This window comes from Methylobacterium sp. A54F (genome assembly GCF_053346035.1).
Genome location: NZ_JBKFBF010000018.1, coordinates 73,481 through 85,340, shown reverse-complemented (window position 1 = coordinate 85,340; position 11,860 = coordinate 73,481). Strand labels below are relative to the sequence as shown.

Annotated in this window: 7 protein-coding genes and 1 pseudogene; 6 read left to right on the top strand and 2 right to left on the bottom strand. The window is 73.4% G+C overall.

The annotated features are described in order from the left end of the window. The coding region (locus ACLBXP_RS23060; protein WP_447670166.1) for a hypothetical protein at positions 1–1,532 on the top strand (1,532 nt) is incomplete at its 5' end. Positions 1,533–1,711: 179 nt separating this feature from the next. Next, the gene (locus tag ACLBXP_RS23055) at positions 1,712–2,683 is read left to right on the top strand and encodes a hypothetical protein (protein WP_447670165.1); all 972 of its coding nucleotides are present in this window, start codon (positions 1,712–1,714) and stop codon (positions 2,681–2,683) included. Positions 2,684–2,725: 42 nt separating this feature from the next. Here ACLBXP_RS23055 and ACLBXP_RS23050 read toward each other — a convergent pair whose 3' ends face one another. Together ACLBXP_RS23050 and puuE are read right to left on the bottom strand one after the other, a co-directional pair. After that, complete coding sequence (locus tag ACLBXP_RS23050; protein ID WP_447670164.1) at positions 2,726–4,090, bottom strand: 8-oxoguanine deaminase; 1,365 nt, start codon at positions 4,088–4,090, stop codon at positions 2,726–2,728. Positions 4,091–4,442: 352 nt separating this feature from the next. Beyond that, a pseudogene (gene puuE / locus ACLBXP_RS23045) lies at positions 4,443–5,333 on the bottom strand (allantoinase PuuE); the annotation flags it as partial. 313 nt (positions 5,334–5,646) lie between these two features. Between puuE and ACLBXP_RS23040 the strand changes: the two are divergent. From ACLBXP_RS23040 to ACLBXP_RS23025, 4 genes are all read left to right on the top strand, one after another. Continuing rightward, positions 5,647–7,053, top strand: a complete 1,407-nt coding sequence (locus ACLBXP_RS23040; RefSeq protein WP_447670163.1) for a nucleobase:cation symporter-2 family protein — start codon at positions 5,647–5,649, stop codon at positions 7,051–7,053. Between the two features lie 92 nt (positions 7,054–7,145). After that, the gene (locus tag ACLBXP_RS23035) at positions 7,146–9,980 is read left to right on the top strand and encodes a xanthine dehydrogenase family protein molybdopterin-binding subunit (RefSeq protein WP_447670162.1); all 2,835 of its coding nucleotides are present in this window, start codon (positions 7,146–7,148) and stop codon (positions 9,978–9,980) included. Then, on the top strand, positions 9,977–10,516 hold the full coding sequence (locus tag ACLBXP_RS23030; protein WP_447670161.1) for a (2Fe-2S)-binding protein: 540 nt from the start codon (positions 9,977–9,979) through the stop codon (positions 10,514–10,516). The genes ACLBXP_RS23035 and ACLBXP_RS23030 overlap by 4 nt, the downstream gene beginning before the upstream one ends. Before the next feature lie 9 nt (positions 10,517–10,525). Further along, on the top strand, positions 10,526–11,851 hold the full coding sequence (locus ACLBXP_RS23025) for a c-type cytochrome (RefSeq protein ID WP_447670160.1): 1,326 nt from the start codon (positions 10,526–10,528) through the stop codon (positions 11,849–11,851). The last annotated feature ends 9 nt before the right edge of the window (positions 11,852–11,860 follow it).

Below are 11,860 nucleotides of genomic sequence, written 5' to 3'. Positions count from 1 at the left end.
GTGGGCCCGCCGGGGGGGCCTCGGAGGGCGCCGCGCTCGCGGGAGCTCTGTTTCGAGGGCAGCAGCGCGGCCGCCCCGGGATCAGCTCGCGCGGGGGATCCGTGGAGCGGCGGGACCTCCCGCCGGTCCGCGGCCCGCCCGTATCAGATGTGGGCCGGCTCCATCCGTCCGGCCGGGGCGGGGTGCGCGCCCGGCTCGGCCTCGCGCCTCCGCCCGCGCCGCCCCCGGCCCCCGAGGCTCCCGAGGCCCGCGCCGAGCGCCGGCTCGCCGACTGGGCGGCGCGGGCGGAGGCCGACGAGCTCGAAGCCGCGGCCTGCGCGGCGCTCCGGCGCATCGTCGCGGCGATCCTGCGCCATCGCGGCAAGCTCATCGGCGATGCCCGCCTGATCACCGGCCTCGCCGCCATCCTCGTGGCGAACGACCTCGGCAGCCGGCGCATCGGCCGGATGATCGAGCCGTGGTTCGCGCAAGGTGCGGCGCGCGCCGGTCACCACCGGGTCCGCCCGCAGGAACACCCGGTGGTGATGAACGTGAAGGGCGCCTCGGCCTCCGGCAAGAGCACCATGCGGCCCCTGCAGCGCGCGCTCGCCGGCCGCCTCGGGATCGACTGGACGGACTTCGCCCTGATCACCCCCGACATCTGGCGCAAGTTCCTGCTCGACTACGACTCGATCGGCCCCGCTCAGGGCTACGCCGGCACGCTCACGGGCCACGAGGTCGAGATCGTCGATCGCAAGCTCGACCGCTACATGGCCGACAAGGCCCGCCAGGGGCGGATGTCGCACCTGCTGATCGACCGCTTCCGGTTCGACAGCTTCGCGGCGAACTCGGACACGCAGGACGGCAGTCAGCTCCTCACCCGCTTCGGCCACCTCGTCTACATGCTGTTCATGATCACGCCCCCGGACGCGACGGTGGTGCGGGCCTGGAAGCGCGGCGAGATGTTCGGCCGCTACAAGGCGGTGGACGATCTCCTCGCCCACAACGTCGAGGCCTATTCGGGCATGCCGGGCCTGTTCTTCACTTGGGCGCTCAAGGCCGACAAGCGCGTCCACTACGAGTTCCTGGACAACAGCGTCCCGGAGGGCGCGCGGCCCCGCACGGTGGCCTTCGGCACGAACGGGGCGCTCACGATCCTCGACCTGAAGTACGTCCTCGACATCGACCGCTACCGGAAGATCAACATCGCGGCGACGAGCCCGGAGGCGGTCTACCCGGATGCGGGCGCCATGGCGCCGGAGCGCAACACCGACTTCCTGCGCCAGTGCGTGCGCCGCCTCGCGACCGTGCGCTTCGCCGACCATGCCACCGGGCAGGTCTACGCCCGCGTCGACGGCGGCCGCTTCACTTGCCTCGACCGGGCGCTGTTCGCCCGGGCCCAGGCCGATCCCGACGCTGCCGCGGGGCTCGCCGCGGCCGGCGGCTCCGGCGCTCCCGACGCTCCGGATCACCCCGGCGAGCGCCTGCGCCGGGAGGCGACCCACACGCTGGGCGCCTGGGGCGCTGGGCCGGGGGCCGACGACGCGGGCTGACCCGCTCCGGGCGTCCGCACCACAGGTCGTCGACGCGCGATCCCGCGTAATCCGAAACGCTTCCGGAGATTTTCGCGAGGACGCCGCCCGTTTGCCGCCGACATACTTCCCCCGCCGGAGACCTCGGGCGGTGGCCGACCGGCCGGAAAGATATCCTGCACCGTCCGGAGGGGGCACCGATGGACGCACGGTTGAGAACCGCCACGCGGGTGGCGGCGGGCGTGATCGCCCTGGGGCTCGGGAGCGCCGCAGCGGCCGATCTGCAGGAAAAGATGGCGCCCGAGGCGCGACCCGTGCCCGAGACCGGGTTCTTCCTGTTCTCCGACACGCAAATCGGCACCTACCACGAGTTCAGCGCCCGGGAGCCCGGCATCCCGGCGACCGGCGGCAACCCCCTCGACGGGCGCGGGATCCCCAAGACCGTCCTCAACATCAGCCACGCGGATGCCTGGGCCTACGGCACCAACTTCTTCTCCCTCGACATCCTGAAGTCGGGCTCGCAGGACCCGGCCGGGTACGCCTTCCCGAACAGCGGCATCGCCACCGGCGTCGGCGCCACGGAGGCCTACGGCCTCTATCGCGGCACGCTGAGCGGCAACGCGCTGACGGGTACGACGGCCTTCGCGGTGCCGGGGCTGATCAAGGACGTGTCGCTCTCCTACGGGACCGACCTGAACTCCAAGAACACCGCTTTCGGCTCGGAGAAGCGCCTCGTCGTGGCGGGCCTCAACGTCGCCTTCGACCTGCCGGCGGGCTTCCTCAACCTCGCGGTCCATGCCTCGAAGGAGTTCAACCGCAACGGCCTCGTGCCGCTGCCGGCCCGCGCGGTGGAGTTCAACGTCACGCCGGAGTTCGAGATCGTCTACAAGCTGCCGCTCGGCTTCACGGGCCTGCCGCTCAGCCTCGCGGGCTTCAACAACATCGTGCTGCCCAAGGGCCGGGACGGCTTCGGGGCCGAGACGGTGACGGAGTTCCTCTCCCGCACGAACCTCGTGCTCGACCTCGGCAAGCTCGTCTACGACCAGCCCGGCAAGGTCGACGTCTTCGTGGGCTTCCAGTACTGGCGCAACAAGTTCGGCAACGACGCCCGCCGCGTGCCCGGCTCCGAGGAGAAGACCTTCCTGGCCGGCGTCAGCCTGCACGTGTTCTGAGGCGCCGCCCCGCGAGGCGGCCTCGCTTGGCGGCGGGGCGCCTCAGCGCCCCGTCTCGCCCCGCACCAGGGCCGCCGCCAGCGCGTTGTGGCGGGCGACGAGCGCCCGGGTGTCGACGGTCTCGAGCCGCCCTTCGCGCACCACGACCCGGCCGTCGATGATGCTCCAGGCCACGCGCGGGGGCGCGCAGAACACCAGCGCCGCGACGGGATCGTGCAGGGCGCCCGCGGTCTCGAGGCCGCGCAGGTCGAACGCCACCACGTCGGCCGCCATCCCGGGCGCGAGCGCCCCGATGTCGTCGCGGTTGAGCACCGCGGCGCCCCCGAGGGTGGCGATCTCCAGGGCCTCCCGGGCGCTCATGGCGGCGGGCCCGTGGCCGACGCGGGCGAGCAGCATCGCCTGGCGGGCCTCGCCGAGGAGGTGCGAGCCGTCGTTCGAGGCGGAGCCGTCGACCCCGAGCCCCACCGGCACGCCCTCGCAGCGCATCCGCCCCACCGGCGCGATGCCGGAGGCGAGCCGCATGTTGGAGCAGGGGCAGTGCGCGACGCCGGTGCCGGTGCGCCCGAACAGGGCGATGCCCGGCGCGTCGAGCTTCACGCAGTGGGCGTGCCAGACGTCCCGCCCGACCCAGCCGAGGTCCTCGGCGTACTGCGCGGGGCTCATCCCGAACTTTTCGAGGCTGTAGCTGATGTCGTTGTCGTTCTCGGCGAGATGGGTGTGGAGGGAGACGCCGTAGGCGCGCGCGAGGGCGGCCGATTCCCGCATGAGATCGCGGCTCACCGAGAAGGGCGAGCAGGGCGCCACCACGATGCGGCGCATGGCGAAGCGCGCGGGGTCGTGCCAGCGCTCGATCAGGCGGCGGGTCTCGGTGAGGATCGCGCCCTCGTCCTCCACCACCGCGTCCGGCGGCAGGCCGCCCTGGCTCTCGCCGACGCTCATCGAGCCGCGGGCGGCGTGGAAGCGCATCCCGATTACCTCCGCGGCCTCGATCGAATCGTCGAGCCGGCAGCCGTTCGGGTAGATGTAGAGGTGGTCGCTCGACGTGGTGCAGCCGGACAGGATCAGCTCCGCCATCGCGGTCTGCGTCGAGACCTGCACCATCTCGGGGGTGAGCCCGGCCCAGATCGGGTAGAGCGCCTTCAGCCAGCCGAACAGCTCGGCGTCCTGGGCCGCCGGCACCGCCCGGGTCAGGGTCTGGTACATGTGGTGGTGGGTGTTCACGAGGCCCGGCAGGACGACGTGTCCGGCGAGGTCGATCACCGTGTCCGCCGTGTCCGGCAGCTCGTCCGCCGTGCCCACCGCCACGATGCGGTTGTCCTCCGCGTAGAGGCCGCCGCCGCGGATCTCCCGGCGCGCCCCGTCCATGGTGACGAGCACGTCGGCGTTCTTCAGGAGGAGGGTGGGCATCGGCGGGCTCCTTCGTGTCGAGATCGGTCCGTTCACCTGCGACCTCGTCCTGAGGCGCGAGGCGGAGCGGCGCCCCGGAGGGTGGCTCCAGAAATCGCTGCGGCCTCTGGAGAGCTCCTTCGAGGCCCCCTGGCGGGGGCACCTCGGGATGAGGTGTATGGCTGGGAGACTCCGCCCCTCGCTCCCACCCGCGACCTCATCCTGAGGTGCGCAGCGCAGCGCAGCGAAGCCTCGAAGGAGGGCTCCAGGAAGCTCCGCGCCGTCCGGAGGGCATCCGAGGCCCGCCTCCAGCGGCCGCCTCAGGTCGCCGCCGCGGGTGGGCAGGATCCCCAAAAGGCAGCCCTCACCGCGGCGGGTGGCGGCGGGCCCAGTGCTCGGCGATGTCGACCCGGCGGGCCACCCAGACGCGGTCGTGGGCGGCGACGTGGTCGAGGAAGCGGGCCAGCGCCGCGACGCGTCCGGGGCGGCCGACGAGGCGGCAGTGCAGGCCGACCGACATCATCTTCGGGGCGGTCTCGCCCTCTGCGTAGAGCACGTCGAAGGTGTCGCGCAGGTACTGGAAGAACTGCTCGCCCGCGTTGAACCCCTGCGGGGTCGCGAAGCGCATGTCGTTGGCGTCGAGGGTGTAGGGCACCACGAGCCCGGTGCCGCCGCGGCCGCTGATCCAGTAGGGCAGGTCGTCCGCGTAGGCGTCGGACAGGTAGGAGAAGCCCCGCTCCAGGGCGAGGTCCAGGGTGTGGATCGAGGAGCGTCCGGTGTACCAGCCCCGGGACCGCGCACCGGTCACCGCCTCGTGGATCGCGAGCGCCTCGTCCATGTGGGCCGATTCCTCGGCGCGGGAGAAGTCGCGGTAGTCGATCCACCTGAGGCCGTGGCTCGCGATCTCCCAATCCGCCTCGCGCATGGCCGCGACCGCTTCGGGGTTGCGCTGGAGCGCGGTGGCGACGCCGAACACGGTGACGGGCAGGGCGCGCCCGGTGAACAGCCGCCAGAGCCGCCAGAACCCGGCCCGCGACCCGTACTCGTAGATCGATTCCATGTTCATGTGGCGCTGGCCCGGCCACGCCTGCGCGCCGACGATCTCGGACAGGAAGGCCTCCGAGGCGGCGTCCCCGTGCAGGATCGAGTTCTCGCCGCCCTCCTCGTAGTTCAGGACGAACTGCACCGCGACGCGGGCGCGGCCCGGCCAGTCGGCGTGGGGCGGCGTACGGCCGTAGCCGATCATGTCGCGGGGATAGGTCATGCGTCGGGGCCCTGGCGGACTGCGATGCGGCCAGAATACGACCGCGCGGCCGCCTGACCTCCCTGCCTTTTCCGAAGCTGTTCGCGAATTTCCGGCGTGGTGCCGCCGGGTCGATCTGCAAGACTTGCAGGGCAGGCAGTTGAAATTCGCATGAACGGCCACGCTTGGCGGCCGTCCCGGCGAATCCACCGTCGGCAGGGAGAGGCCGCAGCGCCGCTCCGACCCGCGGCGAGGCACGGCGCGTCAGACGCCCCCGCCCCGATCATCATAGCCGAGACGCCGGAAGACCTCGGCCACCCGCGAGGAACGTCCCATGGACCGAGCCGAAACACCAGAGGCGGATTCCGTCGACGCGATGCTGCCGCTGCCGCGGCTCCTCGCCTACGGCATGCAGCACGTCCTCGTCATGAGCGCCGGCGCGGTGGCGCCCCCGCTGATCATCGGCGCCGCGATGGGCCTGCCCACCGAGACGGTGGCCTACCTCATCAACTGCGACCTCCTCGTGACGGGCCTGGCGATCCTGATCCAGTCCTTCGGGCTCGGGCCCTTCGGCGTGCGCCTGCCCGTGATCATGGGCGTCAGCTTCGCCTCCGTCGGCCCGATGGTGGCCATGGCGCAGGACCCGGCGATCGGCCTGCCCGGGATCTTCGGGGCGACCATCGCGGCCGGGATCTTCGGGCTGATGATGCGGCCGTTCTTCTACCGGCTCGTCGGCTTCTTCCCGCCCCTCGTCACCGGCACGGTGATCCTGATCATCGGCGTCACGCTGCTGCCGGTGGGCATCAACTGGGCGGGCGGCGGCTTCGGGGCGCCCGATTTCGGGGCGCCGGTGCACCTCGGCGTCGCGGCCCTGGTGCTCGCCGCGATCCTGGTGGTGAGCCGCTTCGCCACCGGCTTCGTGGCCAACATCGCGGTGCTGATCGGGCTCTGCGTCGGCCTCGCCGCCGCCTGGCCGCTGGGGCTGTTCCACCTCGAAGGGCTCGCCGCGCGCCCTGTCGTCGAGGTCGTGACGCCCTTCCGCTTCGGGCTGCCCACCTTCCACCTCACCGCGGTCGTCGCGATGTGCATCGTGATGATGGTGACCCTCGTCGAGTCGACCGGCATGTTCCTCGCCGTCGGCGACATCGTGGGCCGCAAGGTGGATCGGCCGATGCTCACCCGCGGCCTGATGGCCGACGCGCTCTCGACCACCATCGCGGGCGTCCTCAACACCTTCCCGCACACCTCCTTCTCCCAGAACGTCGGCCTCGTGAACATGACGCGGGTGCGCAGCCGCTACGTCACGGCCACCGCCGGCCTCATCATCCTGGCCGTCAGCCTGCTGCCGAAGCTCGCCTACGTGGTGGCCTCGATCCCGCCGGCCGTGCTCGGCGGCGCCGGCATCGTGATCTTCGGGATGGTGGCGTCCGCCGGCCTCAAGATCGTCGGCGGCGCCGACCTCGGCGACCGGCGCAACCAGATCGTGGTGGCGGTCAGCATCGGCCTCAGCCTGATCCCGATGGCGGCCCCGAAGTTCTTCGCCGCCACCATGCCCGACTGGACCGGCCCGATCCTGCACAGCGGCATCACCCTCGGCTCGATCAGTGCGATCGTCCTGAACCTGCTGCTGAACTCGGACCGCCTCGGCCAGGGGCATGAGACCGCGCACGAGACGGCGCACGAGACCGGGCACGAGACGGCCCACGCGCTGCCTCGCGAGGCCGCCCTCGGCCGGGCGTGACAACCACGTCCCCCTCCCCCGCAGCCGGGGAGGGGGATGTCGCGGCCCTCCGAGCGCCTCGTCAGTCCCGAACCCATCACGACGGACGCCCCATGCCCCATCCCACCCACCCGGCCCTGTCCCGCCGCGGCTTCCTGCGCGGCAGCGCCGCCGCCGGCATCGCCGTGAAGGTCACGCTGCTGCGCGGCACCGCCGAGGCGCGCCTCGCCGCGGGCCTTCCGAGCCCGGACTGGATCGCGGGCGGGCGGCCCCGCCAGCGCCTCGATGCGCTCGCCAAGGTGACGGGTGCCAAGACCTTCACGCGGGACTACCGCGCCCGCGACCTGCCCGGCTGGCCGGACGCCCAGGCGCACGCCCTGCTGATCGCCGCGACGCGGGCCGACCGCACCGTCGAGGGGCTCGACCTCTCGCGCCTCGGCGAGGGCCTGCAGCCGGACCGGCTCGTGCGGCACGAGGATCTCGAGGCGGACGGGATCGCGGCGCCGCCGCACCCCGAGTTCTTCGGGGACTGGTTCCTGGTGCCGCGGGGGCGCACGCCCCGCCTCCTCGGCCAGGCCGTCGCGATCCTGATCTACCACGACTACCCGCGCTACGCGGCCGCCCGGCGGCGGCTGCGCTTCGCCGACGACGTGGTGGTCTACGGCCCCGAGACCCCCCTCAACCCGCCGCCCCATTACGGCGCGACGCGCTGGGTGCGCGTGGAAGGGGAGGGGCCCGAGGACGAGGACCGCTTCTCGCCGTTCCGGGACGCTCCGATCTTCGCGGGCTTCCGGGGCGACGACCCGGCCTGGCCCGAGCCCGGCACCGAGGGCGCGGGTGCCCGCGGCATGGCGGCGGCCGGGGCGATCGCCGCCGAGATCGCGGCGGCAGGTCCCGACGCCCTGGTGCTGGCCCGCCGCTTCGCCTCCCAATCCGTCGACGCCTCCGCGATGGAGGCCGACAACGGCAACGTCTGGTACGATCCGGAGAGCGGCCGCCTGCACCTGATGATGGCCACGCAGGCGCCCCACGACGTGGCCGAGGCCACCGCGGCCCTCGTGGCCAAGTCCCGCTTCCGCCTCACCGAGGTGGACCTCAAGGCGGGCTACACCGTGGGCTACGGCACCAAGGACCACCATCTCCACCCGTTCCTGTGCGTGCTCGCCGGCCTCTACGGCGGCGGGCGCCCGGTGCGCCTCGCCAACGACCGGTTCGAGCAGTTCCAGAACGGCCTGAAGCGCCACGCCTTCGACATGGACGTGACCCTGCTCGTCGACCGTGCCAGCGGCCGTTTCCGGGCGATGACCGGGGTCTACGCCTGCGACGGCGGCGGGCGGCCGAACTTCTCGATGTCGGTGTCCTTCGTGGGCGCCACCGCCGCGCAGTCGGTCTACTACCTGCCGAAGAGCGACTTCCAGGCGATCGCGCGGGCCTCCCGCGCGGTGGATGCGGGCTCCACCCGGGGCTACGGCACGCTGCAGACCATGTCGGCCACCGAGATGCTGGTGGACGAGGCGGCGGACGCGCTCGGCCTCGACGCGATCGAGCTGCGCCGCCGCAACGTCTTCCGCACCGGCCAGCGCAACAGCCAGGGCGCGGTGCCGGCGGGTGCGCTGCGCAACGACGAGATCCTGGAGCGCGCGGCCGTCCACCCGCTCTGGCGGGAGCGGCACGCCCGCAAGGCCGCGCACGAGGCCGCCCATCCGGGCCGGCGCTACGGCGTCGGCTTCGCGCAGGTGCACAAGGATTACGGCACCGGCGCCGAGGCGGCGCTCGTCTCCCTGGAGATCGACGCGCGGGGGCAGCTCTCCCTCGCCCACGTCGCCCACGAGATGGGGCCGGGGGTGACGACCTCGCAGGCCGTGATGGTCGGCGAGATCCTGGGGGCGGTGCCGGCCGAGACCGCGTTCGGCGTGGTGCGCTGGCCGCAGATGCCGCTGGAGACCACCGACGAGCCCTACACGACGCCGCAGGCCGAGGAGGATCGCCGGGCCAGGAATCCCCGCTGGGTGCCCCGCATCACCTCGCCGATGTCGGCCACCAACTCGGCCTACTACCTCGGCCACGCGACGCGCACCGCCGCCCGCTTCCTCGCCGACCACGCCCTCTGGCCGGCCGCCCGCTCCCTCTGGGCGCGGGGGCCCGGAGGCGGGCCGCTCGCGGCCTACCACACCCTCGCCCGCGAGGACCTGCGCCTCGCGGACGGGCGGGTCTCCGGCGGCGGCCTGCCGAGCCTGAGCCTCGCGGCGGTGGCGGCGGAGGCGCACCGGCTCGGCCTGCCCACCGGCGTGACGCTGCATACCTTCAACCGCTGGCAGTGGACCGAGGCGGAGTTCGACCTGCCCGGGACGGGCCGGGTGCGGCTGCCGATCGACGCCCTCGCGCTGCGCTACGGCGAGGGGGCCGGGCCGGAGCGGCGGAGCCTGATGACCACCGCCGGCTGGCACTTCGTGGAGCGGGCGGCGGTGTTCTACCCGCCGACCCAGCGCAACAACGTCGGCACCACCTACTACTCGCCGATGGCGACGCTCGCCGAGGTCGAGGTCGACACCGGCAGCGGCGAGATCCGCATCCTCTCCCACCACTCGATCCTTGAATGCGGGCGCCAAGTGGTGCCGGAGCTGGTCTCGGGCCAGGTCCAGGGCGGCCTCGCCATGGGCATCGGCCACGCGCTGAAGGAGTTCCTACCCCTCTACGAAGACGGGCCGGGCGACGGGACCTGGAACTGGAACCGCTACGAGCTGCCCCGGGCGCGCGACGTCGCGGTCTGGAACCAGACCGTCGAGATCTTGGCCCCCCTCTCCGAGACCGACCCGCCGAAGGGCATCGCCGAGGTCGTCATGATCGCGGTGGTGCCGGCCCTCGCCAACGCCGTCGCGCACGCGGTCGGCCACCGCTTCCGCAGCCTGCCGATCCGGCCCGAGAACATCCGCGAGGTCCTCGCATGACCACCGCCGACCCGACCCTCGCGCTCACCGTCAACGGGCAGGCCGTGGGGCCCTTGCCCGTGCCGCGGGACATCTCGATGCTGGAGTTCCTGCACGAGTGGCTCGGCCTCACCGGCAGCCGCATGGGCTGCGGCCAGGGCATCTGCCACGCCTGCACCGTGATGGTGGAGGAGCCGGGCGGCCCCCGGGAGGTGCGCGCCTGTATCACCGGCGCCCACTGGTTCGCGGGCCGCAGCGTCCGCACCGTGGAGGGCCACGCCACCACCCGGGCGGACGGGGCGGTGGAGCTCTCGCCGGTCCAGCGGGCCTTCGTGGAGAACTTCGCCTTCCAGTGCGGCTACTGCACGCCGGGCTTCGTCACCGGGGCCACCGTGCTGGTCGAGCGCCTGAAGCGCCGGCCCGTGCCCCGGGGCGAGGTGGAGCGCGTCGTCACCGAGGCCCTCGATCCGCACATCTGCCGCTGCACCGGCTACGTCCGCTACCATCAGGCCGTGCGCGATCTCATCCTCGCCACCCCCGGTCTCGTGACCGGCTGAGGAACCCCGATGCCGATCCCGTCCCTCTCGCGCCGGCGCGTCGCCGGCCTCGTCCTCGGCGGCGGCCTCGCGGGGCTGATCCTCGCCGGCCTCGTCTTCGCGGGCGCCTTCGAGACGAGCGTCGTCGCCCGCGACGTCGAGGCGGCGCTGTCGCCCGAGGCGATGCGCGCGCTCGCGCCCCGCGGCGCCCGGGTCGCCGAGGCCGCCGACTGCGCGGCCTGCCACACCGCGCGGGGCGGCGCGCCCTGGGCCGGCGGGCTGCCCCTCGAGACGCCCTTCGGCACCATCCACGCCACCAACATCTCGCCGAGCCCCGAGGGCATCGGCGGGTGGAGCCGCGCCGCGTTCCACCGGGCGATGCGCGACGGGCTCGCGCCGGGCGGGCGCCACCTCTACCCGGCGATGCCCTACACGTCCTACCGGGGCCTGACGCCGGAGGACACCGACGCCCTCTACGCCTACCTGATGACCCGCGCGCCCGTGGCGGTGGCGAACCGGCCGAACACGCTGGCCTTCCCGTTCGACCAGCGCTGGACCCTCGCGGCCTGGAACACCCTGAGCCTTCCGGCCACCGTCGCTGCGCCGGACCCGCGCCGCTCCGCCTTGTGGAACCGCGGCCGCTACGTCACCGAGGCGCTCGCCCATTGCGGCGAGTGCCACACCCCCCGCAACCTGATCCAGGCGACGCGGGCGGATGCCGCCCTCACGGGGGCCACCATCGAGGGGGTGGAGGCGCCGGACATCACCCCGGCGGGGCTCGCCCGGATGGGCTTCGCGCCCCAGGGCCTCGCCCGCTTCCTGAAGCGGGGCCTCTCCGCGCAGGGCGGCATGACCAACCAGATGTTCGAGGTCGTCCACTTCTCGACGCAGTACATGCCGGAGGCCGACCTCGCCGCGCTCTCCGCCTACCTGTTCGACCTCGACGCCCTGCCGGACGCGCCGCGGGAGCCCCCCGCGCCCGCGCCGCAGCCCGTCGCGCAGGCGGTGGCGGAGCGGGCCCGCGCGACCTACGCCGGGCTCTGTGCGGGCTGCCACGGGGGCGAGGGCCAGGGCCTGCCCCACGTCTCGGTGCCGCTCAGCACCAACGCGGGCCTGCGGCTCGCGAACCCCGCGAGCGCCGTGCGGGCGGTGCTGGCCGGCCTGCCCGCGCAGCGCTTCCCCGGCGGCGAGCGCATGGAAGCGATGCCCGGCTTCGCCGCCGACCTCGACGATGCCGCGCTCGCCGACCTCGTGAACTGGATGCGCGCGGCCTGGGGCGGCCAGCCCCCGACGCTGGCGCCCGCCGACATCGCCCGCATCCGCGGCGGCCTCGCACGGTCGCATGCGGGGCCCTAGTTGCGGTCG

What these genes read in the sequence shown, in the direction of transcription:
- ACLBXP_RS23025 (WP_447670160.1), top strand. Translation starts at nt 10,526, where the DNA reads ATGCCGATCCCGTCCCTCTCGCGCCGGCGCGTCGCCGGCCTCGTCCTC.
- ACLBXP_RS23050 (WP_447670164.1), bottom strand. Translation starts at nt 4,090, where the DNA reads ATGCCCACCCTCCTCCTGAAGAACGCCGACGTGCTCGTCACCATGGAC.
- ACLBXP_RS23035 (WP_447670162.1), top strand. Translation starts at nt 7,146, where the DNA reads ATGCCCCATCCCACCCACCCGGCCCTGTCCCGCCGCGGCTTCCTGCGC.
- ACLBXP_RS23055 (WP_447670165.1), top strand. Translation starts at nt 1,712, where the DNA reads ATGGACGCACGGTTGAGAACCGCCACGCGGGTGGCGGCGGGCGTGATC.
- ACLBXP_RS23030 (WP_447670161.1), top strand. Translation starts at nt 9,977, where the DNA reads ATGACCACCGCCGACCCGACCCTCGCGCTCACCGTCAACGGGCAGGCC.
- ACLBXP_RS23040 (WP_447670163.1), top strand. Translation starts at nt 5,647, where the DNA reads ATGGACCGAGCCGAAACACCAGAGGCGGATTCCGTCGACGCGATGCTG.